Source organism: Aureimonas sp. Leaf454 (genome assembly GCF_001424685.1).
In the GTDB taxonomy this organism is placed as follows: domain Bacteria; phylum Pseudomonadota; class Alphaproteobacteria; order Rhizobiales; family Rhizobiaceae; genus Plantimonas.
The window spans coordinates 214,534-239,120 of sequence record NZ_LMQT01000020.1; the positions used below are offsets into that span (position 1 = coordinate 214,534).

26 protein-coding genes are annotated in these 24,587 nt (G+C 68.4%); 5 read left to right on the top strand and 21 right to left on the bottom strand.

The window, feature by feature from the left end; translation table 11 throughout:
• Nucleotides 1–5 precede the first annotated feature (5 nt).
• The 3 genes from xdhB to uraH form a co-directional block, all read right to left on the bottom strand.
• Nucleotides 6–2,408, bottom strand: coding sequence for a xanthine dehydrogenase molybdopterin binding subunit (gene xdhB / locus ASG43_RS14485; protein WP_082490923.1), 2,403 nt, complete (start codon nt 2,406–2,408; stop codon nt 6–8).
• Between the two features lie 147 nt (nt 2,409–2,555).
• Entirely contained in the window at nt 2,556–4,028 is a 1,473-nt protein-coding gene (xdhA, locus tag ASG43_RS14490; RefSeq protein WP_056506311.1) for a xanthine dehydrogenase small subunit, read from the bottom strand.
• Nucleotides 4,028–4,396: a hydroxyisourate hydrolase gene (gene uraH / locus ASG43_RS14495; protein ID WP_056506315.1), complete on the bottom strand. Its 369-nt coding sequence runs from the start codon at nt 4,394–4,396 to the stop codon at nt 4,028–4,030. Before uraH ends, xdhA begins: the two co-directional genes overlap by 1 nt.
• Before the next feature lie 231 nt (nt 4,397–4,627).
• Between uraH and puuE the strand changes: the two genes are divergently transcribed.
• On the top strand, nt 4,628–6,097 hold the full coding sequence (puuE, locus tag ASG43_RS14500; RefSeq protein ID WP_056506318.1) for an allantoinase PuuE: 1,470 nt from the start codon (nt 4,628–4,630) through the stop codon (nt 6,095–6,097).
• Nucleotides 6,094–6,588, top strand: coding sequence for an ureidoglycolate lyase (locus ASG43_RS14505; RefSeq protein WP_056506321.1), 495 nt, complete (start codon nt 6,094–6,096; stop codon nt 6,586–6,588). The genes puuE and ASG43_RS14505 overlap by 4 nt, the downstream gene beginning before the upstream one ends.
• An 18-nt stretch (nt 6,589–6,606) precedes the next feature.
• Here the strand turns inward: ASG43_RS14505 and ASG43_RS14510 are convergent, their stop codons facing one another.
• The 8 genes from ASG43_RS14510 to ureC form a co-directional block, all read right to left on the bottom strand.
• Nucleotides 6,607–7,119, bottom strand: a complete 513-nt coding sequence (locus ASG43_RS14510) for a GNAT family N-acetyltransferase (RefSeq protein WP_056506323.1) — start codon at nt 7,117–7,119, stop codon at nt 6,607–6,609.
• Between the two features lie 133 nt (nt 7,120–7,252).
• Complete coding sequence (locus ASG43_RS14515; RefSeq protein ID WP_056506327.1) at nt 7,253–8,590, bottom strand: 8-oxoguanine deaminase; 1,338 nt, start codon at nt 8,588–8,590, stop codon at nt 7,253–7,255.
• A gap of 4 nt (nt 8,591–8,594) precedes the next feature.
• A complete protein-coding gene (gene ureG / locus ASG43_RS14520) occupies nt 8,595–9,224 on the bottom strand; it encodes an urease accessory protein UreG (protein WP_056506330.1) in 630 nt (209 codons plus the stop codon).
• The gene (locus ASG43_RS14525) at nt 9,221–9,913 is read right to left on the bottom strand and encodes an urease accessory UreF family protein (RefSeq protein WP_056506332.1); all 693 of its coding nucleotides are present in this window, start codon (nt 9,911–9,913) and stop codon (nt 9,221–9,223) included. The genes ureG and ASG43_RS14525 overlap by 4 nt, the downstream gene beginning before the upstream one ends.
• Complete coding sequence (locus ASG43_RS14530; protein ID WP_056506335.1) at nt 9,903–10,406, bottom strand: urease accessory protein UreE; 504 nt, start codon at nt 10,404–10,406, stop codon at nt 9,903–9,905. Before ASG43_RS14530 ends, ASG43_RS14525 begins: the two co-directional genes overlap by 11 nt.
• Nucleotides 10,403–10,753 (bottom strand): MliC family protein, encoded by a 351-nt coding sequence (locus tag ASG43_RS14535; protein ID WP_056506338.1) that lies wholly within the window; start codon nt 10,751–10,753, stop codon nt 10,403–10,405. The genes ASG43_RS14530 and ASG43_RS14535 overlap by 4 nt, the downstream gene beginning before the upstream one ends.
• Complete coding sequence (locus ASG43_RS14540) at nt 10,750–11,217, bottom strand: DUF29 domain-containing protein (RefSeq protein WP_056506342.1); 468 nt, start codon at nt 11,215–11,217, stop codon at nt 10,750–10,752. Before ASG43_RS14540 ends, ASG43_RS14535 begins: the two co-directional genes overlap by 4 nt.
• A gap of 28 nt (nt 11,218–11,245) precedes the next feature.
• Entirely contained in the window at nt 11,246–12,958 is a 1,713-nt protein-coding gene (ureC, locus tag ASG43_RS14545) for an urease subunit alpha (RefSeq protein WP_056506344.1), read from the bottom strand.
• Nucleotides 12,959–13,169: 211 nt separating this feature from the next.
• Between ureC and ASG43_RS14550 the strand changes: the two genes are divergently transcribed.
• Nucleotides 13,170–13,619 carry a hypothetical protein gene (locus tag ASG43_RS14550; protein ID WP_056506347.1) on the top strand — a complete coding sequence of 150 codons (450 nt, stop codon included), beginning with the start codon at nt 13,170–13,172 and terminating at the stop codon, nt 13,617–13,619.
• Nucleotides 13,620–13,952: 333 nt separating this feature from the next.
• Complete coding sequence (locus ASG43_RS14555; RefSeq protein ID WP_156386715.1) at nt 13,953–14,630, top strand: hypothetical protein; 678 nt, start codon at nt 13,953–13,955, stop codon at nt 14,628–14,630.
• A 94-nt stretch (nt 14,631–14,724) separates the two neighbouring features.
• Here ASG43_RS14555 and ASG43_RS14560 read toward each other — a convergent pair whose 3' ends face one another.
• From ASG43_RS14560 to ASG43_RS14570, 3 genes are all read right to left on the bottom strand, one after another.
• Nucleotides 14,725–15,552: a cyclase family protein gene (locus tag ASG43_RS14560; protein WP_056506353.1), complete on the bottom strand. Its 828-nt coding sequence runs from the start codon at nt 15,550–15,552 to the stop codon at nt 14,725–14,727.
• An 80-nt stretch (nt 15,553–15,632) separates the two neighbouring features.
• Nucleotides 15,633–15,938, bottom strand: coding sequence for an urease subunit beta (locus ASG43_RS14565; protein WP_056506356.1), 306 nt, complete (start codon nt 15,936–15,938; stop codon nt 15,633–15,635).
• A gap of 5 nt (nt 15,939–15,943) precedes the next feature.
• Nucleotides 15,944–16,537: a HupE/UreJ family protein gene (locus ASG43_RS14570; RefSeq protein WP_056506759.1), complete on the bottom strand. Its 594-nt coding sequence runs from the start codon at nt 16,535–16,537 to the stop codon at nt 15,944–15,946.
• Nucleotides 16,538–16,880: 343 nt separating this feature from the next.
• Here ASG43_RS14570 and ASG43_RS14575 point away from each other — a divergent pair, with 343 nt between their 5' ends.
• Nucleotides 16,881–17,123 (top strand): hypothetical protein, encoded by a 243-nt coding sequence (locus ASG43_RS14575; protein WP_056506359.1) that lies wholly within the window; start codon nt 16,881–16,883, stop codon nt 17,121–17,123.
• Nucleotides 17,124–17,146: 23 nt separating this feature from the next.
• Here ASG43_RS14575 and ASG43_RS14580 read toward each other — a convergent pair whose 3' ends face one another.
• The 7 genes from ASG43_RS14580 to urtA form a co-directional block, all read right to left on the bottom strand.
• Nucleotides 17,147–17,449 carry an urease subunit gamma gene (locus ASG43_RS14580; RefSeq protein WP_056506362.1) on the bottom strand — a complete coding sequence of 101 codons (303 nt, stop codon included), beginning with the start codon at nt 17,447–17,449 and terminating at the stop codon, nt 17,147–17,149.
• A gap of 28 nt (nt 17,450–17,477) precedes the next feature.
• Entirely contained in the window at nt 17,478–18,338 is an 861-nt protein-coding gene (locus ASG43_RS14585) for an urease accessory protein UreD (RefSeq protein WP_082490924.1), read from the bottom strand.
• A 12-nt stretch (nt 18,339–18,350) separates the two neighbouring features.
• A complete protein-coding gene (gene urtE, locus ASG43_RS14590; RefSeq protein ID WP_056506364.1) occupies nt 18,351–19,046 on the bottom strand; it encodes an urea ABC transporter ATP-binding subunit UrtE in 696 nt (231 codons plus the stop codon).
• Nucleotides 19,047–19,263: 217 nt separating this feature from the next.
• Complete coding sequence (urtD, locus tag ASG43_RS14595) at nt 19,264–20,121, bottom strand: urea ABC transporter ATP-binding protein UrtD (protein WP_082490925.1); 858 nt, start codon at nt 20,119–20,121, stop codon at nt 19,264–19,266.
• 5 nt (nt 20,122–20,126) lie between these two features.
• Entirely contained in the window at nt 20,127–21,299 is a 1,173-nt protein-coding gene (gene urtC, locus ASG43_RS14600; protein WP_056506367.1) for an urea ABC transporter permease subunit UrtC, read from the bottom strand.
• A 56-nt stretch (nt 21,300–21,355) separates the two neighbouring features.
• A complete protein-coding gene (gene urtB, locus ASG43_RS14605; protein WP_056506371.1) occupies nt 21,356–22,978 on the bottom strand; it encodes an urea ABC transporter permease subunit UrtB in 1,623 nt (540 codons plus the stop codon).
• Between the two features lie 216 nt (nt 22,979–23,194).
• Entirely contained in the window at nt 23,195–24,460 is a 1,266-nt protein-coding gene (gene urtA / locus ASG43_RS14610) for an urea ABC transporter substrate-binding protein (RefSeq protein WP_056506768.1), read from the bottom strand.
• Nucleotides 24,461–24,587: the final 127 nt, after the last annotated feature.

Sequence of the window (24,587 nt, forward strand, 5' to 3'; positions counted from 1 at the left end):
TTCCATCACCGTCCCCGCACCGCCTCGACGGCCGCCAGCACCCGCTCCGGCGTCGCCGGGGCGTCGAGATCGGGGAACGCCCGCCCCTCGCCGGCCGCCAGGACCGCGTCGGTCAGCGCGGAGAAGACCGAAATGGCGAGCATGAAGGGCGGCTCGCCCACCGCCTTCGACCGGTAGATCGTCTCGGCCCGGTTGTAGCCCTTCTCCCAAAGCCGAACGCGGAGGTCGTCGGGCCGGTCGTTCGCCGTCGGGATCTTGTAGGTGGAGGGCGCGTGGGTGCGAAGGCGCCCGGCCTTGTCCCACCAGAGCTCCTCCATCGTCAGCCAGCCCATGCCCTGGATGAAGCCGCCCTCGATCTGCCCGAGATCGAGGGCCGGGTTCAGCGAGCGACCGCAATCGTGGAGGATGTCGGCCCGCAGGAGCCGGTTCTCGCCGGTCATCGTGTCGATCACGACCTCCGAGCAGGCCGCGCCATAGGCGAAGTAGTAGAACGGCTTGCCGCTCGCGCTCTCGCGGTCGTAGGAAATGCCGGGCGTCGCGTAGAAGCCCGTCGAGGAAAGGGAAACGCGGGCGAGATAGGCCTCGCCGACGAGATCGTTGAAGCTCTTCTCCTCGTTGCCGATCCGCACCCGGTTCGGAAGGAAGACGACCTGATCGACCGGCACGTGGTAGCGCTCCACGGCATAGGCGATCAGCCGGTCCTTGATGGTTCGCGACGCGGCCTGCGCCGCCATGCCGTTGAGATCGGAGCCCGAGGAGGCCGCCGTCGCGGAGGTGTTCGGCACCTTGGCGGTCGTCGTGCCGGTGATGCGGATGCGCTCGACGTCGATCTGGAACTCTTCCGCCACGACCTGCGCGACCTTGGTGAAGAGCCCCTGCCCCATCTCGGTGCCGCCGTGGTTCAGCGCCACCGAGCCGTCCTTGTAGATATGGACGAGCGCGCCGGCCTGGTTGAGATGGCTCGTCGTGAAGGAGATGCCGAACTTCACCGGGGTCAGCGCCAAACCCTTCTTCAGGATCCGGTTCTGCGCGTTGAACGCGGTCACGGCGGCCCGCCGCGCGCGGTAGTCCGAGGATGTTTCCAGCTCCTCCACCATCTCGGCGATGACGCAGTCCGTCACCTCCATGTGGTAGGGCGTCAGCGCCCCGCCCTCGGCCGGATAGAAGTTGCGCTTGCGCAGGTCGAGGGGATCGAGCCCGAGGGAGAACGCCGCCTTGTCCATGGCGCGCTCGATGCCGACCATGCCCTGCGGCCCGCCGAAACCGCGAAAGGCGGTGTTGGAGACCGTGTGCGTCTTCAGCCGGCGCGAATGGATTCGCGCGGCGGACAGCGCATAGGCGTTGTCGGCATGGAACATCGCGCGGTCGGCGATCGCGCCGGACAGGTCCTTGGAATAGCCGCAGCGGATCAGCTGCTCCATCTCGGCCGCCACGATCCGCCCCTCCGTGTCGAAGCCGAGATCGTAGCGGATGCGCGCCTCGTGGCGCTTGCCCGTCATCTCCATGTCGTCGTCGCGGTCGAGCCGGCATTTCGCCGCCCGCCCGGTCTTGACGGCGGTGAGCGCCGCGACCGCCGCGAACAGCGCCGGCTGGCTTTCCTTGCCGCCGAAGCCGCCGCCCATGCGCCGGATCTCCACCGTCACGACGTGGTCCGGGACGCCCAAGGCCTTGGCCACATTGTGCTGGACCTCGGAGGGATGCTGCGTGGAGGAGCGCACGGTGACGTCGCCGTCCTCGCCGGGAACCGCGACCGCGATCTGTCCTTCGAGGTAGAAATGGTCCTGTCCACCGAGATCGAGCGCGCCGGAGACGCGCGTCGCGGCTCCCGCCAGGGCCGCGCCGGCATCGCCGAGACGCATCTCGTGCGCCGGCAGGAGATCGGCCCCGGCCTCGTCGGCGAAGCGCTCGGCCTCGTCGATCGTGATCGCGGCGGGAAGATCCTCGTAGTGGACCTCGGCGAGCTTCGCCGCGCGGCGCGCCAGATCGAGCGTTTCGGCGGCGACGGCGAAGATCGACTGGCCGACATACTCGACCTCCGTCGTCGCGAAGATCGGGTCGTCGCCGAAGACCGGCGAATAGTCGTTCTTGCCGGGGATGTCGGCGGCCGTCAGCACGAGGGCGACGCCGGGCGCGGCGCGCACGGCGGCAAGATCCATCGAAACGATCCGCGCATGGGCGCGCGTCGACATCGCGATGTAGCAGTGCAGCGTGCCCGGCAGTTCCGGGTCGTCGTCGATGTAGCGGGCCGCGCCCGAGACATGCTTGGCCGCGCTGTCATGGGCGAGCCTTGCCGCGACGCCGCCGGTGATCGATTCCTTGGCGGGAGGAAGGTCGTGGTGGAGATCGGGAACGATCGTCCCGGCCTCGCCGCGGTCCTGAATGCGGGTCTCGCCCAGCTCTTGGCTCATCGCGCCATCCCGATCTTCGTTGCCACGCTCATGCCCGTTCCGCTCCTGCCCCGTCGCTCAGACCCCGGGAGCTCGGGCCCATGGAGTTAGGGCCCCGGCCGCTCGGGCCACGGACACGCAGGCACCGGACATTCAGGCCCATGGCGCTCAGGCGATCTCGAGGACGCGGGCGCGCGGCGCGCCGGACGCCTCGAGACCAAAGCGCAGGAGGAGGTTCCTCGCGACCGTCAGCCGGTAGGCGCTGGACGCGCGCATGTCGTCGAGCGGCGTGAAATCCTCGCCGAGCTTCGAGGCGGCCCGCTCCGCCGCCGCCGCGTCGAACGGCGCCCCGAGCAGGGCGGCCTCCGCCATGGCAGCGCGCTTGGGCGTCGCCGCCATGCCGCCGAAGGCGAGCCGCGCCTCGGCGACGACCCCCTCCTCGATCGTCAGGCGGAAGGCCGCGAGCACGGCCGAGATGTCGGAATCGAAACGCTTGGAGATCTTGTGGCAGGAAAAGAGCTGGTGAGGTCCGAGCACCGGCACTTCGAGCGCCGCGACGAACTCCGACGACGTCCGGTCCTGCTTTCCATAGGAGATGAAGAAATCCTCCAGCGGCAGCGAGCGGCCGACATCGCCCTTGCGCAGGTGGACCCGCGCGCCGAGCGCGATCAGCGCCGGCGCCATGTCGCCGATCGGCGAGCCGTTGGCGATGTTGCCGCCGATCGTTCCGGCATTGCGGATCTGCCGTCCCGCGAAGCGCCGCACGAGTTCGCCGATGTCGGGGTGGATCTCGGCGAGCCGGCCATGCGCCTCGGTGTGCGTGACGCCGGCTCCGATGTAGAGCGCGCCCGGTCCCTCCTCGATCAGGCGGAGATCGGCCGCGCGCGAGACGTCGATGAGAACCGGAAGGTCGCGATGCTGCTTGGTCACCCAGAGCCCGACATCGGTCGCGCCCGCGACCAGCGTCGCATCGGGATGCGCCTCGTAGGCGTCGGCGAGAGCGTCGGCATCCCCCGGCGAAAGCCAGAGCCCGTCCGGCGTCTCGTAGCGAAAGACGCCGGTCCCGCGTAGATCCGCCAGCCGCGCCGCCGTCGCTTCGTCGGCGGCGGCGGCCGTGTCGGGCACGGGATGGCGCGCGAGATCGAGCCCGGCCTCCACGATCGGACCGTAGCCGGTGCAGCGGCAGAGATTGCCGGAGATCGCGTCCTTCACGCCCTGCCGGTCGGCATTTCCATGCCCGTCGATGAGCGCCCCGTTCAGCCAGCCCGCATGCAGCTGCATCACGAAGCCCGGCGTGCAGAAGCCGCACTGGCTGCCATGCCGCTCCACCATCGCGGTCTGCAGGGGGTGGGGTCCGTCCCGCCCGAGATGCTCGATCGTCTCGATCGCGCGGCCGTGCGCCGACGGCAGGAACTGGATGCAGGCATTGACGGCGCGTCTGGCGAGCCCGCCCTTCCCGTCGGGCTCCGAGAGAAGCACGGTGCAGGCCCCGCAATCGCCCTCCGCGCAACCCTCCTTCGTGCCGGTGAGATGCTCGGTCCGACGCAGATGTTCGAGGATCGTCGTCGTCGGCTTCACGCCGGAGACGCTGCGCTCCGCGCCGTTGAGGAGAAACCGGATGGGTCCGCTGGCCTCGCTCATCAACTGCCTCGATAGGTTGAATAGGAGAAGGGCGAGACGAGCAGCGGCACATGGTAATGCGCGGCCTCGGACATGCCGAAGCGGATCGGGATCAGGTCGAGGAACAGCGGCTCGGCGAGCGCGGACCCTTGCGTCGCGCGAAGATAGGCGCCGGCCTCGAAGACGATCTCGTAGATCCCCGTGCGAAAGGCCTCGCCCGAAAGGAGCGGCTGGTCGCAGCGCCCGTCCGCATTGGTCCGGACGGCCAGGATTTCGCGACGGTCGGCCCCTTCGATGGCATAGAGCCGCAAGGCCATCCCCGCCGCGGGCTTGCCGAGGCTGGTGTCGAGCACATGGGTGGTGAGCCGCCCGGCCGTTCCGTCCGCCATGCCTCTCCTTCTCGACATTGGATCCAATGGCTCGATTTTTGACCAAGTGGTCAGGGGAGGATGCACCGCGAAAGAGCCCGCCGTAAAGTGGAAAGGTTCGAAGCTTCGACTTGCCCCCGCCATCCCCCTTGCCTAGCCTTGCCCCGGACCTGTCCCGGCAGGGACCGGCTCCTCTCGCACCCCTGCGCGAGGCGGACCGGGATCGCCGACGAGACTTCGAGGATGCCCCGCATGACCGCCCCCTCCCCGCGCTATCCCCGGAACCTGCGGGGCTACGGACGCCACGCTCCGGACCCGCATTGGCCCAATCCCGGCGGCGAGGGCCCTGCCAGGATCTGCGTGCAGTTCGTGGTGAACTACGAGGAGGGCGGCGAGAATTCCGTGTTGCACGGCGACGCGGCCTCGGAGGCCTTCCTGTCGGAGATCGTCGGCGCCGCGCCTTGGCCGGGCATGCGCCACATGAACATGGAATCCATCTACGAATACGGGGCCCGCGCCGGTTTCTGGCGGCTCTGGCGCCTGTTCACCGAGCGGAACCTGCCGGTGACCGTCTACGGCGTCGCGACCGCGATGGAGCGCGCGCCGGAGATCGTGGAGGCCATGCAGGAGGCGGACTGGGAGATCGCCTCGCACGGGCTGAAATGGATCGAGTACAAGGACGCGAGCGCCGAGCACGAGCGCGCCCACATGGCGGAAGCGATCGCGCTCCACACCGCCGTCACGGGGGAACGCCCGCTCGGCTGGTACACCGGCCGCTCCTCGCAGCACACGCTGGACCTCGTCGCGCAAGAGGGCGGCTTCCTCTACGCTTCCGACGCCTATGCCGACGACCTGCCCTATTGGCAGGATACACCGCACGGCCCGCTCCTGATCCTGCCCTACACGCTGGATTCCAACGACATGCGCTTCGCCACCGCCGGCGGCTTCAATTCCGGCGACCAGTTCTTCGCCTATCTCCGGGACTCCTTCGACGCGCTCTATGCGGAAGGCGAGTCCGGCGCGGCGAAGATGCTGAACATCGGCCTTCATTGCCGCCTCGTCGGCCGTCCCGGCCGGGCCGCCGCGCTCGCCCGCTTCCTCGATTACATCGCGGAGAAGCCCGGCGTCTGGGTCGCCCGGCGCATCGACATCGCGAAGCACTGGCGCGAGCGCTTCCCCTACGCGCCCGGCCTTCGCCCGAGCCGGATGGACCGCGACACGGTCCTCGCAAGCTTCGGCGGCGTCTTCGAACATTCGCCCTTCGTCGCGGAGCGCGCCTTCGACAAGGGCCTCCACGACGCCCATGACAGCCCGGCCGGCCTTTCCGGCGCGTTGAACACGGTCTTCCGGCAGGCAAGCGAGGAGGAGCGTCTCGGCATCCTGAAAGCCCATCCCGATCTCGCCGGACGCCTCGCGCTCGCCGGGGACCTCACGCCGGACTCCTTGTCCGAACAGGCCTCCGCCGGGCTCGACCGCCTGACGCCGGACGAACTTCGGCGCTTCACCGAACTGAACGCGGCCTATGTCCAGCGCTTCGGCTTCCCCTTCATCATCGCGGTCAAGGCGATCCGGCCGGCCGGCGCCGGCAAGACGGAGATCCTGAAGGCGTTCGAGGCCCGGATCGGCAATGAGCGCGCGGCGGAGATCGCGACCGCCTCGCGCGAGGTGGAGAAGATCGCCCGGCTCCGCATCGAGGCGCTCTTTTCGAAGGGTCCGGCATGAGCCGTATCCTTGCCGTCGAGGCCTTGACGATCGAAGCCTTCGAGCCCTTCGGCGACGTGATCGAGCCCGACAATGCCCGCGAGATCCGCCTCATCAACGGCGGCACGACGACGCGCTTCCACGACCTCGCCCCCGTCGAGATCGCGGGAGACGGCGGCCGCCCCCTCATCTCGATCTTCCGCGGCAAGCCCTTCGCCTTTCCCGTGGCGATCGCGATGATGGAGCGCCATCCCCTGGGCAGTCAGGCCTTCATGCCGCTGACGGACCGCCCGTTCCTCGTCGCCGTCGCCCCCGACGAGAACGGCCGCCCCGGCCCGCCGCGCATCTTCCTCGGCCAAGGCCGCGGCGTCTCCTACCGAAAAGGCACGTGGCACCACCCGCTCCTCGCGCTTGAGGATGTTTCGGACTTCCTCGTCGTCGACCGCGGCGGGGACGGAGCCAATCTGGAGGAAGCGGACTATGCGGAGGCGTTCCGGGTGGAGACTCCCTAGCGCGGCGGCACCAAACGATCAGACCGTCGTTCGCTCCAGCATGACGAAGCTCTTGTCGCGGTACACGGTCTCGTCGAACGGTTGATAGCCGAGCTTGTCGGCGACCTTCAGCGAGGAGTCGTTGCCGCGCTCTATGATGCAGACGGTGCGTCCCGCGCCATGGATGCCGGCAAACCAGGCGTGGACGGCTTCGGCCGCTTCCGTCGCGTAGCCTCGGCCATGGCTCGCGCCGCCGAGCAGCCAGGCGGCCTCGGGATAGGGATCGAAGCCGTCACCGAGACCGCGGCCGAAATCGAGAAGCCCGGTTTCCCCGACATGGCGACCGCTCCCGCGCTCGAAGATGGCGAACATCCCGTAGCCGAGAAGCGCCCAATGGCCGGCATAGCGCAGGAGCCGGTTCCAGGCATCCTCGCGCGACATGGGTTGCCCGCCGAAGAGGCGGGTGACCGCGGGATCGACGACGAGCGCGGCATAGGCTTCGAAATCATCGAGCGCGTAGGGACGCAGGAGAAGGCGCGGCGTTTCGATCATGGGGCCGACGGTCCTGGTCTAGCACCCGATCGCGCCGAGATGAGGCACGTCGCGCCCATCGCCGTCACGCCTTCAATCCGGCGAAGCGGCGAACGCCAGGACCCGACGGACAAAGCCATTCGCTCCGACGCGGTCACGCGAACCGCGCCGCCGCCGCCCCGTGCTCGGCGCGCAGCCGCGCCACGTCCATCCCGACCGGCATGGCGTCCACCACGCGCCAGTCGCCCTTCACCATCACACGGTCGGCCCTTGTCGCGCCGCAGAGGACGAGGGCGGCGATCGGATCGTGGGCGCCGGAAAAGCGAAGCTCGTCCAGCGTGAAGAGCGCGAGATCGGCCTGCAGCCCCGGCGCGATGCGGCCGATGTCGCCGCGCCCCAGGCAGGCGGCGGAGCCTTCGGTGGCGAGGCGCAGGACACCGCGTTCGGTGACGGCTGCGGCCGACTTCGTGCGCAGACGGCCGACCATCAGCGCGTGGCGCGCGGCCTCGATCAGGTTGGAGGCGTCGTTCGAGGCGGAACCGTCGACGCCGAGACCGACCGGGCTGCCCGCGGCCTCCAGCGCCTCCACCGGGCAGAAGCCGGAGGCCAGCACCGCATTCGAGGTCGGGCAATGGCAGACGCCGACGCGGTGCCGCCCGAGCCGGGCGCACTCCTCGGTCGTGAAGTGGATGCCGTGCGCGAGCCAGGTCCGGGGGCCGAGCCAGCCGACCTCTTCCAGATAATCCACCGGACGGCAGCCGAAGACCTCCTCGCAGAACCGGTTCTCGTCCTCGGTTTCGCCGAGATGGGTGTGAAGCCGGCAGTCGTGCGTTTCGGCAAGCGCCGCGCTCGCCGTCATGAGGCTCTTCGTCACCGAAAAGGGGGAACAGGGCGCGAGCGCGATCTGCACCATCGCCCCGTCGGAGCGGTCGTGATAGCGCCCGATCAGCCGTTCGGAATCGGCGAGGATCTCGTCCTCGTCCTGCACGACGCTGTCCGGCGGCAGCCCGCCGTCCTTCTGGCTGAGATTCATTGAGCCGCGCGTCAGCGTCACGCGGATGCCGAGCGCTCTCGCCTCCTCCGCCTCGATGTCGATCCCGCTCTCCAGCCCGTCCGGGAAGAGATAATGGTGGTCCGCCGCCGTGGTGCAGCCGGACATCAGAAGCTCCGTCAGCGCCAGCCGCACCGACAGGCGGAAGCTGTCGGGATCGAGCCGCGCCCAGATCGGGTAGAGGCTCTGGAGCCAGGGAAACAACTCCTTGTCGATGGCGGCGGGATGGGCGCGCGTCAGCGTCTGGTAGAAATGGTGATGCGTGTTGACGAGGCCGGGCAGCACGACATGGCGCGAGGCGTCGAACGTCTCATCGACCGGCGCGGACGGGGCGGCCCCGGAGGCGACGAGTTCGGCGATCCGGCCGTTCTCGACGACGATCCCGCCCCCCGCGCCCTCGCAGAGGATCGCGAGCGGGTCCTTGATGAAGAGGCGCGCCATCGGCTCAGGCCGCCGCTGCGATGGCGGGAAGCCCGCCCTGGCGGGCCAGGAAGTCCAGGATCTCGGCGACGCCGACCCGGCGCGAAAGGTCGGTGAAGAGCGTCGCCCGGCCCTGCCGGCCCTTGGCGGCATCTCCCTTCATCCGCTCCAGATCGGCGCCGACGTAGGGGGCGAGGTCGGTCTTGTTGACGACGAGCAGGTCCGAGCGCGTGATCGCCGGCCCGCCCTTGCGCGGAATGTCGTCGCCCTGGCAGACGGAGATGACGTAGATCGAGAGATCCACGAGATCGGGCGAGAAGGTCGCCGCGAGATTGTCGCCGCCCGATTCCACCAGAACGAGATCGAGATCGGCATGGCGCTGCCGGAGCGTGCGAATCGCGGCGAGATTGATCGAGGCGTCCTCGCGGATCGCCGTGTGCGGGCAGCCGCCGGTCTCCACGCCGATGATCCGGTCGGCGGGGAGCGCCTGCCGGCGCACGAGCGCCTCGGCATCCTCCACCGTGTAGATGTCGTTGGTCACGACGCCGATCGACCACTGGTCGCGCGCGGCCTTGCAGAGCATCTCGACCAGCGTCGTCTTGCCGGAACCGACGGGGCCGCCGATGCCGACGCGCAGGGGTCCATGTTCGTTCATGAGCGGAAGAGCCTCGTTCCCAGCGTTTCGTGCCGCATGGCGGCGATGTCGGACAGGATCGCGGCCGAGCCGAGATCGTCGAGCGTCGCGCCGGCCGCGCGCGCGGCGGCGGCGAGCACGAGAGGTTCCAGGTCGTGCAGCGCGCGCATCGCCGCGCTCTGGCCGAGCGGCACGAGCCGGGTCGCCGCGGAAACGAGATTGGCGGAAAATCCGTGGGCGAAGGCTTCGAGCGCGGGGCGCAGCGCGATGCCGGCAAAGGCCGCGACCCGGGCGACCGCGACGGGATAGGGATCGGCCTCGCGGACGTCCTCGCCCCTCTCGCCGTCCTCCGGCGCGCACCAGGGGGCCGCACTGCGCCGAAAGGCGTCGCCGAGGGACAGTGTCTCCTCGCGCCGCTCGGCCGAGCCGGCGAGCGCGCGCGTCAGATCGGCGATCGCCAGAAGTTCCGTCTCGTCGCCGGCCCGCGCCGCCCGGTGCGCCGCGGCGAAGAGAACCAGATCGTTCCAGCCGGACCCCTCCGTCACCAGAAGTCCGATCCAGTCGGCCACCGCCGCGCCGCTGTCGAGCCGCCCCTCGACAATCGCCGTCTCGAGCCCGTGCGAAAAGGCGAAGGCGCCGATGGGAAAGGCCGGCGAAAGCCAGGTCATCAGTCGAACGAGCGCCGCATCGCCCGGGCCGTCAATGGTCATGGCCACCCGAAACGCCGTGGGAATGGCCCCCATGGGAATGGCCCTGCCCATGCACCTGCCCGGCGGGCCCCCCATAAGCACCCCCTTCGGGATCGAAGGCCGCCTCGATCTCCTCGACGAGCGCGCCGAGACCTTCCAGCATGGAGCGCAGGACGGGCTCGCGGCGGATCAGGACATGATCGGAGAAGATCTGCGCGGCCTGATGGCGGTTGCCGAGATGCCAGGCGAGCGTCAGGAGATGGGTCGCGTTCTGCCCGCGCACGACATAGAGCGGTTCGGGCCGCGCCACGACGCGCAGAACCCGCCCGTCGTCGAGCAGCAGGCCGTCGCCCTCGCCGAGCCTGACGGTTTCCGGCAGATCGAGCAGGAAGGCGATCCCGCCGTCGGAGACCATGGCCATGCGCCGGCGATGGCGCTGCGATTCGTCGAGCGTGATCGTGTCGGCGGCCTCGAAACCGGCGGCCTTGGTGCGAACTTCCCGCGCGTGGATCATCTGGCCACCTTGCATGTCACGGCCGTCGCTCCGGCCTTGCGTTCGTCGGAAATGTCGGCCCGGTTGCCCCGCGTCCAGAACAGATAGGGCCCCGACACGTATCTCGCGCCCGATGCCGCCAGCACCGAGACGAACAGCCTCGGCTTCCCCGCCTCGATCTCGATCACCGCCAGCGACTGGTCGGCGAGGTTGTAGTAGGTCACCTTCGGCGCCGATCCGTCGTCGCAGGCATAGGCGACGCTCTGCCGGTCGAGCTTGCCGGGAAGGTCGAGCGTGACCGGATCGGCATGCGCCGACCCAAACGACGCCGCCAGGATCAAGCCAATGGCGAGCAGCGCGCGGATCATGCAGCCTCCGGATAGAAGTTCGGATCGAGGATCTGGTCGATCGTGAAGGGACAGGCGTCAGGGAAGGTCTCTTCCGGCAGGTGGGTCTCGCCTGCCGCCTTGATGCGAGCGGTCTCGTATTCGCGCTGCAAAACGCTTTCGGCGTAGCCGGACAAGCTCGGGCTTTCCGCCATTTCATCTTCGATACGCCGACGCTGTTCGATCAACGTCCCCTTCCAGCTTCGAGATCGACGATGGGATTGATGACGCCATTTGAGAAGATGAACGAGAATGACGAGAAGGCGGCTTCTGATTTCGCTTCTCTGGCTCCGGCCCAAGCTCTCGATCTCCTCGGCGGCATGGTCCCAGTCGATGTCGCCGCGATTGTCGAACGTGGCCCGCACGCGCAGCTTCTCCGCCTGGTCCTGCGTCCAGGCGTAGAAGTCGCGCTCGTAGAGGCTCGTCGTTTTCGCGGACTGTGCCATGGCGGCCAATCTAGATCAGGCCGGCGGCCTAGAACAGGAAATAGCGCTGCGCCATCGGCAGGACCTCGGCGGGTTCGCAAGTGAGGAGTTCGCCGTCGGCGCGCACCTCGTAGGTCTCCGGGTCCACCTCCACCACCGGCATCGCGTCGTTCAGCTTCATCGAGGCCTTGGAAATGCCGCCGCGCGTGTTCTCCACGGCGAGGAACGTCTTCTCGCAGCCGAGCCGGGCCCTGAGATCCGTGCCGAGCGCGGCCTTGGAGACGAAGGTCGCGCCGATCGCGCCGATCGCCTTTCCGAAGGCGCCGAACATCGGCCGGTAATGCACCGGCTGCGGCGTCGGGATGGAGGCGTTGGGATCGCCCATGGGCGCCGCCGCGATCATGCCGCCGAGCAGCACCATGGCCGGCTTCACGCCGAAGAAGGCGGGGTCCCAGACGACGAGATCGGCGCGCTTGCCGACCTCCACCGAGCCGATCTCCTTCGACAGGCCCTGCGCGATCGCCGGGTTGATCGTGTATTTCGCGACGTAGCGCCGGGCGCGCAGATTGTCGTTGTCGCCCATCTCGCCGGCAAGCCGCCCGCGCTGGCGCTTCATCTTGTCGGCGGTCTGCCAGGTGCGGATCACGACCTCGCCGACGCGGCCCATCGCCTGACTGTCCGACGAGATCATCGAGAAGGCGCCGATATCGTGGAGGATGTCCTCCGCCGCGATCGTTTCGCGACGGATGCGGCTTTCGGCAAACGCGATGTCCTCGGGGATCGAGGCGTCGAGATGGTGGCAGACCATCAGCATGTCGAGATGCTCTTCGAGCGTGTTCTTCGTGTAGGGCCGCGTCGGGTTGGTCGAGGACGGCAGCACGTTCGGCAGGCCGCAGACGCGGATGATGTCCGGCGCATGGCCGCCGCCGGCCCCTTCCGTGTGGAAGGCGTGAATCGTCCGGCCCTTCAGCGCCGCGATCGTGTGCTCCACGAAGCCCGACTCGTTCAGCGTGTCCGTGTGGATCATCACCTGCACGTCGTGCTCGTCCGCGACGGAAAGACAGCAGTCGATCGCGGCCGGCGTCGTGCCCCAGTCCTCGTGCAGCTTCAGTGCGGCGGCGCCGGCCAGCACCATCTCCTCGAGCGCGGCGGGCCGCGAGGCGTTGCCCTTGCCCGACAGCGCGAAGTTCATGGGAAAGGCGTCGAGCGACTGGAGCATGCGCGCGAGATGCCAGGGGCCGGGCGTGCAAGTGGTCGCCAACGTCCCGTGTGCCGGCCCGGTGCCGCCGCCGACCATGGTCGTGACGCCGGAATAGAGCGCCTCGTCGATCTGCTGCGGGGCGATGAAATGAATGTGCGCGTCGATGCCGCCCGCGGTGACGATCTTGCCCTCGCCCGCGATCACCTCCGTACCGGGGCCGACGATCACGGAAACGCCCGGCTGCGTATCGGGGTTGCCGGCCTTGCCGATGACGGCGATCCGTCCGTCGCGAAGGCCGATATCGGCCTTGTAGATCCCGGTGTGGTCGAGGATCAGCGCATTGGTGATGACCGTGTCGACCGCGCCCTCGGCCCGGCTTGCCTGGCTCTGGCCCATGCCGTCGCGAATCACCTTGCCGCCGCCGAATTTCACCTCCTCGCCATAGGTCGTGAGATCGCGCTCCACCTCGATGAAGAGTTCGGTGTCGGCGAGTCGCACGCGGTCGCCCGTCGTCGGTCCGAACATGGCGGCATAGGAGGAGCGGGCGATTCGGGCGGCCATCGGCATCTCTCGTTGACGGAGCAGCGAGCGGCCATTCGCTTTGCTGCAGTGCCGCGGATCGGACCGCAAAGCCGAGGGTTTGTCAAAGCGATATGAAGGCCCATCTGAAGGAGACACCATTTCCCGCCGATCGCGCGGACGGCGGCTCGTCCGACGCTCGGGACGACGCCAGGTCGGCGATCGGGCCGGAACAGGAAAGGCAGACCTCACGATGCTTCATCGGATCGGCCCCGCCACGACCGCTCTCCTGGCCTTCGCGGCTCTTGCCGCGACGGCCCTGCCCGCCTCCGCCCAGGCCTTCGGTCCCGGCCCTGCGGGCATTCCCGTCGGCAGTTCCATGGCCGGAGCCCGGATCGGCGGCGCGCCGCCGCCGCAGAACAACCGCCGCATTCCCAATGCGGACGTCTTCGGCGACGAGGCCGAGGAACGTGCCTTCGGCCGCGATTACGACGACAGCTATCTGCGGCCGAAGGTCGGCACCTTTCCACGGGACGGGGTGACGGAACGACGGGCGATCGAGGGACGCTCGTCGCTGAACGGCCTCGGCGCCGGCGTCTTCGCGCGGGAGGGGCCGAGCGCGATCGGAGGAAGCGCCGTGACGCGCCCCTCCTCCAAGGGCCGGGCGAAGATCGTCTTCACCAAGCCGCAGCGCGCGCGCTGAATCTTCGGCTCCGCTTCCCCTTCGCGTCGCGAGATGCCGTTCGTATCGTGAGGTGCCGTTCGCACGAAACAGTGATCCCGAAATGGCATCCCGGCTTTGCCGAAGGAGACCTCGTGCGAAGGGAAGGCCCGGGCGGCCGGGCGGCCCCTGCTGCTGGTCGGCGGGCGTGGTGGACGGCCGCTGCTCCGAAAGGGCCGGCGCGGAAAGGGAACGTCTCCCCGGCGCCGGGAGTTGGGTCGGCATGATGAGCGGGGCGCTGCGGCCCGCCTGCTCGAACCCCGTCCGGACCGGCGCTTGGCCGTTCGCCCGGACGTGCATCAGGGATTGACCGACATGAAGAGGACCATCGCAACCCTCGCCCTCACGCTGGCGCTCGGCGCGGCCACGGCTTTTGCCCAGTCGTCGGGCGGCGGGTCGTCGGGCGGTGGCTCAGCCGGAGGCGGATCGGCGGGCGGCGGCGTTTCGGGCTCCAGCGCCGCATCGGGAACCGGTACGTCGTCCGGCGTCTCCAGCGGCGCCACGTCGGGCACCGCGTCCGGCACCGGACTTGGCGGCACGGGCGTCGGCGGGTCGGCGATGGGCGGAACCGGCCTGAGCGGCACGGCCGGGGCCTCGGCGGGATCCGGCATCGGAGCGGCCGGCGGCGCCAATCCCGGCTCCACGGGCGCCGGCTCCACTGGACTGAGCGGCAATGGCGCGGGCATCTCGTCGAGCGCGCCCGCGATCCTTCCGAACACCGGAACCGGCACGGACACCGAATCGCGCGCCACCGAGGGCTCCAGCGGCATCAACTCCACCAATGTCGACGGAATCGCGCGCAGCGGGGATCCCGGCGCGGCGACCACGCTGGGGGGAGCATCGACGGCCGGCGGTGCCGCCGTCGGACAGTCCGGCGCCGGCACGAACGCCGACTATGACATTCCGCGGCCGAAAATCGCCGTCGACGTGCAGGGCATTCGCCGCGCGCTGGATGCCGACCCCTCCGCCACGCCGAAGCCGAACGGCGACTGAGCGCAGACAAGGCCGGGACTGAGCCTAGATGGAAAAGGGTGCCCCTCGGCACCCTTTTCCACGCGCGGGCTCCACCCTGGCTCGCATTGCGCGATCAGGTCAGCGCAAAGACCCGCGAGGGACCACCGGTGCCGCCGCGATGTTTCGGCGCGCCGACGACGATCGTCGCACCCTTGGCGGGCAGCGCGTCGAGGCCCGCGACGCATTCCAGTCCCCACCGCCCACTGGGCAACCAGGTCTTGTGCCCGACGAAGTCGGGAGACGACCCGAAATCGAGCGACAGCGTGTCGACCGCGATCCCGATGGCCGTCGACTCCTCCATGAGAAGCTTCATCGCTTCGACGTGAAATCCCGGGAAGTGCATGACCTTGGCGTCGTCGGCATTCCTGAACTTCGCTGTCGCGACGTGCTGCGACCAGCCGGAATTCATGGCGACGCAGCAGTTTTCCGGCAACGGGCCATGGGCGGAGATCCAAGCCTTGATGTCGTCGGGGGTCACCTGCGCGTCAGGGCTCGCGGCGGCCTTGTCGCGGATGTCCACCACGACCAGCGGCGCCATCAGCTTTTCCACCGGGATCTCGGCGACGCTCGTCCCATCCGCCGAAAAATGCAGCGGTGCATCCATATGCGTGCCGGTGTGCTCGTCGATGGTGAGGACGAAGAGGTTGTAGCCGTCCTTGTCGATCGCGTATTTCCGCTCCATCGCGAAGCCGGATTGACCGGGATAGGTCGGAAAGTCGGCATGAAGCTCATGGGTGAGATCGGTGATCGTGGAGACCGACACGGGGCTGGTCGCGGCGTTCGCGGGCTTCGCGCTCGCCCCGAGCAGACCGGCGGCACCGGCCGCCGCGCCGAGACCGAAGAGCGACCGTCGACTGAGCATCGAGGTTTTCACCTCGTCGATCACGCAGGCACCACACATGGTCGTTTTCCTTCCGTCGTCGATCGTTGCTTTCGGAGAAAAGGCGCGGCGGAGCGCGCTCCTGCTGGGGAATGGGCGCGTCAGAGCGCGCCCATCACCTGTCCGTTGAACCCGTAGACCGCGCGCTTGCCGCGGAACGGCACGAGCGTCACCTCCCGCGTCTGGCCGGGCTCGAACCGCACCGCCGTTCCCGCCGCGATGTCGAGCCGATGGCCGCGGGCGGCCGAACGATCGAAATCGAGGGCGGGATTAGTTTCGGCGAAATGATAGTGCGAACCGACCTGGACCGGCCGGTCGCCCGTGTTGGACACTTCGAGGACGAGGGTTGGGAGACCGTCGTTGAGGACGATCTCCCCGCCCCGCGTGATCACTTCGCCGGGGATCATGGCGATCAGCCCGCCATCAGGGCGAGGCCGGCAACCGCCGTGCCGAGGCCGAGGCCACGCGCCAGGACCCGGCCGGCCCGAGCGCCGAGACCCGCGCCCGACGACAAGGCGAGGCCGAGGCCGAGGCCGGCGAGGTGGAGAAGCGCCGTCGCGGCGACGAACCCTGCGGCGAAGGACAGGGCACCCGCCGATCCGAGCTCGGCCGCATGGGCATGGCCGTGGAACAGCGCGAAGGCGCCGACGACCGCAGCACCCGCCGCGGCCGGCAGGCGCACGGCGCAGGCGACGAGCAGCCCGAGAACCACGACCGAGGCCGCGATCATCGGCTCCACGAAGGGCAGCGATGCGCCGGACAGGCCGAACGCGAAGCCGAGCGACATCACGGCAACGAAGGCGACCGGCACGGCGAGAACGGCGCGCCCCCCGATCTGGGACGCCCAGAGGCCGACGGCCACCATGGCGAGGATGTGATCGGTGCCGAAGAGCGGATGCGACAGGCCCGCCATGACCGAGCCGTGCGCGGCCGGATCGAGATGGGCGAAGGCCGGCGCTGAGGCGGCGAGAACCGCGGCTGCGGCAAGGGAAAGGCGTTGGATCATCATGTCCTCGATCTGAAAGACGACGGCGTCCCGGTTGGGGTCACGCCGTTCGCAGGTAGCGGAATCGAACGCATGTCATTCGGACCGCCCGGCGAATGACGTCATAGTGAAAGCCCCGTTCGTCCTTGTCAAAGCGCTTAACGGGCAGGAAGGGCTGGAACGAAGTTTTCGTCCAGCTGGTTGAAGACGACAGGCCGGAGAAACACTCCGGACATTCCGATCTGCCAGTCTCGATCTCGAGACGCCCGCCCGCCTCGTCTGCCGTGAGACGGCGCAGCGGCGGACATCGCCGGGACAGACCCGCCCTCCCAACGCCGGGTCATCGACGCAACGGGCCAAGACCATGCCGAAGAAGACGTTCGCCCTTCTCATCGCCGCCCTCGCGGTTTGCGGCTTCGCCGCGCCGGCGGGAACGGGACAGCCGAGCCTCATCCGGCACGTTCACATCAACGGCGTCTCCGGCCCGGCCTACTATTCGGTCGTCGACGGCGGCTACCGCCCCATCCGGCCGGTTCTGGCGGCCTCGGCGAGCGCCGAGCCAATGCGCGTCACGACGGACATCGCGGACGCGACCGGAACGAACTGATCGCCCGGACAATCCCCATCGCCTCAGCGAATCGGCTCGTGCACCGTTACGAGCTTGGTGCCGTCGGGAAAGGTGGCCTCCACCTGAATATCGTGGATCATCTCCGCGATGCCCTCCATGACCTGTGCCCGCGTCACGATATGAGCGCCCGCTTCCATCAGGTCCGCGACCGAACGCCCGTCCCGCGCGCCTTCCACGACGAAGTCGGTGATGAGAGCGATGGCTTCGGGATGGTTCAGGCGCACGCCGCGGGAAAGCCGCTTCCGGGCGACCTCCGCGGCCATGGCGACGAGAAGCTTGTCCTTTTCGCGCGGCGTCAACTGCATGAAGAAGCCTTTCGAGGCGTTGGATCGGTCACGTCGACCATATCCGGGGAAGCGGTCCGTCCGCCAGAGCGGCCAGCACGGGAACGAGGCGGCGCCGCAGCGCCAGACCGCCGGATGCCACGAGCCGCACGATGAGAAGTCCGTCGACGAGACTTGCGCCCCCGGCATCGCCGATCGTCTCGCGCAGGACGCCCATGCGTGTCTCCAACGCGGGTCCCTGGAAGAGGATGGTGGAAAAAGCCCGGCCGCCGCCGAGCGATGCCGCTCGCGCCGCGGTGTCGCACACCCGTCCCGACAGCCGGAGATCGTCGGCCAAGACGAGCCGTCCGTCGCGGCGAATCCGCCAGCGGTCGCGAAACTCGCCCGTCGCCACGGTCTCGCCCATCGTTTCGCGCCCCAGAATGACGCTTTCGCAGAGGAGCACCCGGCTCGAGGCCGACATCTCCACCTCCAGCCGCCGCAGAAGCGCGCCCCCGTCGAACAGGATCGTCTCCTGCGGCACGAAGATGAAACGCGCATCCGGCGCGACGAGCGCCCGCGTTTCCACCGTCGCGGGATCGCCGAGCGACCGGTAGACCCGCTCGCAGGCCTGCGTCGTGACAGTGAGATCGGCGCCGTCGCCCAGGGTGAAACCCTGTGCGAGCCGGTCTCCCCCGGCAAGCCCGCCGCAGGAATTGATGAGGATCGCCTCGGCGGACGTGCCCTCATGAACCGTCGGGAACCGCAGCTTCAGCGCGCCCCCCTGGTGCAGTCGCCGCAGCCGCGTGCGCCCCGCGACGACGCCGACCTCCGCCCGCGCCGCACCGACGGCGCGCTGCATGCGAACCGGGCGGTGGACGGGAGGAGCCGTCGCCACGACGGGGTCGAGATCGGTCACCGGAGCGTTCATCGCCCCCGCCTATCACACCGTCAGATGCTTGCGCACCTCGGGATCGTCGAGCCCCTCCGCCGGACCCTCGAAGACGATCTCGCCGCGATCCATGATGTAGACCTTGTCCGCGAGCTCCCGGCAGAAATCGAGATACTGTTCCACGAGGAGGATCGCGAGCCCCGCTTCGACCTTCAGATAGCGGATCGCCCGCCCGATATCCTTGATGATCGAGGGCTGGATGCCCTCCGTCGGTTCGTCCAGCACGAGAAGCCGGGGCCGCGTCACCAACGCGCGGCCGATCGCCAGCTGCTGCTGCTGCCCGCCCGACAGATCGCCCCCGCGCCGTCCGAGCATCGTCTTCAACACCGGAAACATCTCGAACACATGCGGCGGGATCGTTCGATCCGCGCGCTTCAACGGCGAAAACCCCGTCTGAAGGTTCTCCTTCACCGTCAGGAGCGGAAACACCTCGCGCCCCTGCGGTACGAAGCCGATGCCCTTCCTCGCCCGCGCATAGGGCGCATCCCGCCCCAGCACCTCGCCTCCGAGCGAAATCGTCCCCGACCGGATCGGCTGCTGCCCCACCACCGCCCGCATCAGGCTCGTCTTCCCCACCCCGTTCCGCCCGAGGACGCAGGTGATCTGCCCCTCCTTCGCCTCGATCGAAACACCCCTCAGCGCCTGCGCGGCGCCGTAGTAGAGATCGACATTGGACACGGTCAGCATGCGCGCTCGCCTTGGTTGGTGGAAGGGCCGGGGCTGCCGCCCCGATCCCCGCCCGGGAACGAATTCCCGGACCCTTCTTTCTTTTTGGATCGTCCAGGGGGCCGAGGCCCCTTGGACAATCCAACACGAGAATGGGTTCCAAGGGACTTTCGTCCCTTGGCAGGGGTGCAGGGGACGGCCGTCCCCTGCCTGCTGCGGACCGAGGCCCGCGCCATGCCTACCGTCCGAGGTAGACCTCGACCACGCGGGGGTCGGCGCTGACGGCGTCGAGCGTGCCTTCGGCGAGGACCGAGCCCTCGTGGAGGCAGGTGACCTTGACGTCGAGGGCGCGCACGAAGTGCATGTCGTGCTCGACGACGACGACGGAGCGCGTGCGGGCGATGTCTTTGAGGAGCCGCGCGGTTTCCTCGGTCTCGGCATCGGTCATGCCGGCGACGGGTTCGTCGACCAGCAAGAGTTCGGGGTCCTGGGCCAGCAGCATGCCGATTTCGAGCCACTGCTTCTGGCCGTGGGAGAGGTCGGCGGCCAGCCGATCGCGATGGGTGCCGAGGCGGGTGAGGCCGAAGATCTCGTCGATCTTGGCCGCTTCCTCGGCGCCGTTTCGGTGGAGAAGCGCGGAGAAGACGCCGCGCGAGCCGGCCATGGCGAGGCGCAGATTGTCCTCCACCGTGTGGCTGTCGAAGACGGTCGGCTTCTGGAACTTGCGACCGATCCCCATCGAGGCGATGGCGGCCTCGTCGTGGCGCGTGAGGTCGACGTCGCCCCGGAAGTAGACCTCGCCCGTGTCGGGACGCGTCTTACCCGTGATGATGTCCATCATCGTGGTCTTGCCCGCTCCGTTCGGGCCGATGATGGCGCGCATCTCGCCCTTCTGGATCACCAGGGACAGGCCGTTGATCGCCTTGAACCCGTCGAATGCCTTGGTCACGCCGTCGAGATAGAGGAGCGTCTCGCGGCGCGCGCTGCCCTCCGCTTCGAGCCGGGCGCGCTCCAGGGCGCGCTGGGTGGCGTAGGGGTGCGGCGAGACGAAGGGCTCGGGCGGCAGATGGTCGAGGGAGGTGGCTGACGGGTTCATCAAGGTCACTCCGCGGCCGAGGGCGCGGCGTCGCCCGGCATGGTGGCGGCCTTCGAGGTGCCGACGCCGCGCTCGGCCTGCCGGGCGCGCAGGCGGTCGCGGCCCGAGGCCCAGCCGTGATCGATGGTGCCGACGATGCCGCGCGGCAGGAAGATCGTGACGAAGACGAAGAGCCCGCCGAGAACGAAGAGCCAGTAGTCGGGGGCGGCGGCCGTGAAGACGCTCTTGCCCGTGTTGACGAGAAGCGCGCCGAGAACGGGACCGAGGATCGTTCCGCGCCCGCCGACCGCGGTCCAGACGACGACCTCGATGGAGTTCACGGGCGAGAACTCGCCGGGATTGATGATGCCGACCTGCGGCACGTAGAGCGCGCCCGCGATGCCCGCCATGACCGCCGACAGCGTGAAGGCGAAGAGCTTCACGTGCTCGGCGCGCCAGCCGAGAAAGCGCGTGCGGCTTTCCGCGTCGCGCACCGCGATCATCAGCTTGCCGAGCTTGGAGCGCGTGACGACGCCGGTGACGACGACGCCGAGCGCCAGCGCGAGGCAGGAGGCGACGAAGAGGCCGAGACGCGTTTCCGGCGCCGACAAGGGATAGCCGAGGAGTTCCTTGAAGTCGGTCAGGCCGTTGTTGCCGCCGAATCCCATGTCGTTCTGGAAGAAGGCGAGGAGCAGCGCGTAGGTCAGGGCCTGCGTGATGATCGAGAGATAGACGCCGGTGACGCGGGATCGGAAGGCGAAGTAGCCGAAGACGAAGGCGAGGATGCCGGGCACGAGAACGACCATGACGGCGGCGAACCAGAACTGGTCGAAGCCCTGCCAGAACCAGGGCAGTTCCTTCCAGTTGAGGAAGACCATGAAGTCCGGCAGTTCGGCATTGCCGTATTGGCCCCGGCTGCCGATCTGGCGCATCAGGTACATGCCCATCGCATAGCCGCCGAGCGCGAAGAAGGCGCCGTGTCCGAGCGACAGGATGCCGACATAACCCCAGACGAGATCGAGGCTGAGCGCGAGGAGGGCGTAGCAGAGATACTTGCCGATCAGCGGGACGGCATAGGGCGGAATGTGGAACGCGCTGTCGGCGGGGAGACCGGCTGCCAGAGGCACCAGGATCGCCGCCGCGACGAGGGCGGCCACGACGAACCAGACACGAGGCCCGAGGAATTTGGCGAAGAGCACTTATCGGCTCCTTGTCCTGGAGGAACGACGGGCGAATATGGCGAGGGAGAGGCCGGTCATGCGTCCACGAACCTTCCCTTCTGGGCGAAGAGTCCGCGCGGGCGTTTCTGGATGAAGAGGATGATGAGGACGAGCACCACGATCTTGCCGAGAACCGCGCCGGCATAGGGCTCGAGGAACTTGTTGACGATGCCGAGCGACATGGCGCCCACCAGCGTGCCCCAGAGATTGCCGACGCCCCCGAAGACGACGACCATGAAGCTGTCGATGATGTAGCCCTGGCCGAGATCGGGCGAGACGTTGTCGATCTGGCTGAGCGCGACGCCCGCGATGCCGGCGATGCCCGATCCCAGAGCGAAGGTCATGGCGTCGACGAAGGGCGTGCGGATGCCCATGGCGGAGGCCATCTTCCGGTTCTGCGTGACCGCCCGCATCTTGAGGCCGGCGGACGTGCGGTTCAGCGCGAAGAGGAGCGCTCCGAAGACGGCGAGCGCGAAGAAGATGATCCACATGCGGTTCCAGGTCACCGACATCAGCCCGACCTGGAAGGAACCCGACATCCAGGAGGGATTGCCGACCTCCTGGTTGGTCGCGCCGAAGACGAGGCGCACGGCCTGCTGCAGGATCAGCGAGACGCCGTAGGTCGCGAGCAGCGTTTCCAGTGGGCGTCCGTAGAGGAAGCGGATGAGGCAGCGTTCCATCAGGAGCCCGACGGCGCCCGCGACGAGGAAAGCGAGCGGCAGGGCGATGGCGAGCGAATAATCGAAGAGGAACGGCGCGTGGCTGCGGATCGCCTCCTGCACGACGAAGGTCGTGTAGGCGCCGAGCATGATCATCTCGCCATGCGCCATGTTGATGACGCCCATCACGCCGAAGGTGATGGCAAGGCCGATGGCGGCGAGGAGCAGCACCGAGCCGAGCGAGATGCCGTACCAGACGTTCTGGGCCTGGGTCCAGGCCGCGATCCGGCTCTCGATGGCTTCGGCGGCCTTCGTGGCAGCGGCGACGAGGCCGACATCCTCGCCGGCCCGGATGCCGGAAAGGACGGCCAGCGCCTGTCGGTCGCCGCGCGCCGAGACGAGATCGATGGCCTCGAGCTTCTCGGCGGACGCCCGGTCGGATTTCAGGATCGCGGCGGCGCGCGCCTCGCCGAGCTTGGCCTTGATGTCGGGAACGCTCTCCTCGGCGAGCGCGGCGTCGAGCACGTCGATCTGTTCGGGCGTCGCGGAGGTGAAGAGGTTGAGCGCGGCCGTCCGGCGAACGCCCTCGTCCGGCGAGCGCAGCGTCAGCGAACCCATGGCGTCCGCGACGACGTTGCGCGTGGAGTTCTTGACCTTGACCTTGTCGAGGTCCGCCTTGGCGGCCGTGCCGGCCGGCGCGCCGGTCAGCGCGTCGAAGACGTCCAGCGGATCGCCGCCGCGCGCGATCACCACGGAATTGTCCGCCTTGCGATAGTAGAGCTCGCCCGCCGCCAGCGCGTTCAAGGCGTTCGCCACCTGAAGATCGCCGGTGGCGGCGAGCTTGCGGACGGTCTCCTCGGTTTCGGCAAAGCTCTTCTTGCCGGCGAATTCGGCGATCACCGCCGCGGGGCTGTTCTCCTGCGCGCCGGCCGGGCGGCCGGCCAGAGCGGCGATGGCGATGGCGAGGAGGAGGAGAAGCCGCTTCGCGAATGTCGTCATGGGAGAACCCGATCAGCGAGGGGACGCCGCCGACAAGGGGGCGGCCGGGATGAAACGGGGCGACGCCGGAGGGAAGCGCCGCCCCGAAGGGACGATCCGTGAGGTTTGGGAGCCCGGACGGATCGTCTGGGAGAGGTTCAAACGAGAGCCTTCCTCGCGCGAAGCGTGTAAGGCATGGCGCCTTGCGCAAGCTCGTCGCCTGCGCAAGGCCTCCGATCAGTTGGCCGCGACGCCCGCGCCGCCGCACTTGCCGGTTGCGGTGTTGAAGTTGCCGCAGGACATCGGAGCGCGCCAGTCGGAGAGGAGGGGCTTGGACTCCGGAAGGAAGTCGGACCACTCGTCGCCGAGCACGAGGCCGGGCGTCTCGTAGACGACCTCGAACTGGCCGTCTTCCTGGATCTCGCCGATGAGGACGGGCTTGGTGATGTGGTGGTTGGCGCCCATGGAGGACAGGCCGCCCGTGAGATTGGGCACGGACACGCCGACCATCGCGTCGATGACCTTGTCCGAGTCGGTGGTGCCGGCGGCCTCGACGGCCTTCACCCACATCTGGAAGCCGATATAGTGGGCCTCCATCGGGTCGTTGGTCACGCGCTTGTCGTTCTTGGTGAAGGCCTTCCACTTCGCGATGAACTCGGCATTGGCCGGGTTGTCGACGGACTGGAAGTAGTTCCAGGCGGCGAGATGGCCGACCAGCGGCTTGGTGTCGATGCCGGCGAGCTCTTCCTCGCCCACGGAGAAGGCCATGACCGGGATGTCCTCGGCCGTGATGCCCTGGTTGGCGAGTTCCTTGTAGAACGGCACGTTGGCGTCGCCGTTGACGGTCGACACGACGCCCGTCTTCTTGCCGGCCGAGCCGAATTCCTTGATGGCCGCGACCTCGGTCTGCCAGTCGGAGAAGCCGAAGGGCGTGTAGTTGACCTTGATGTCCTCGGGCTTGACGCCCTTGGCCTGGAGATAGGCTTCGAGGATCTTGTTCGTGGTGCGGGGATAGACGTAGTCGGTGCCTTCCAGCACCCAGCGCTCGACGCCTTCGGCCATCATGTAGTCGACGGCCGGAATCGCCTGCTGGTTCGGAGCGGCGCCCGTGTAGAAGATGTTGCGCGAGGATTCCTCACCCTCGTACTGCACGGGATAGAACACGACGGTGTTCAGTTCCTCGGCCACGGGCAGGATCGATTTGCGCGAGACCGAGGTCCAGCAGCAGAACACGGCCGCGACCTTTTGGGCCGAGACCAGATCGCGCATCTTTTCGGCGAAGAGCGGCCAATCGGAAGCGGGATCGACGACGACGGCTTCCAGCGGCCGGCCGAGGAGACCGCCCTTGGCGTTCTGCTCCTCGATCATCATCAGCATCGCGTCCTTCAGCGTCGTCTCCGAGATCGCCATCGTGCCCGACAGCGAATGGAGGACGCCGACCTTGATCGGCTCGCCCGAGGGCTTGGTCTGCGCCATCGACCCCGTGACGGAGGCCGTGATCATCGCGCCGGCCGCGAGACCCTTCAGCCAGTGTTTGCCCGAGAAGAAACCCATTCGTCTAACCCCCTGTTGAGATCCTGGGGGCGGCGCCATGCTGCACCGCCGTAACGGGACCTTCCGATGAAGGGTT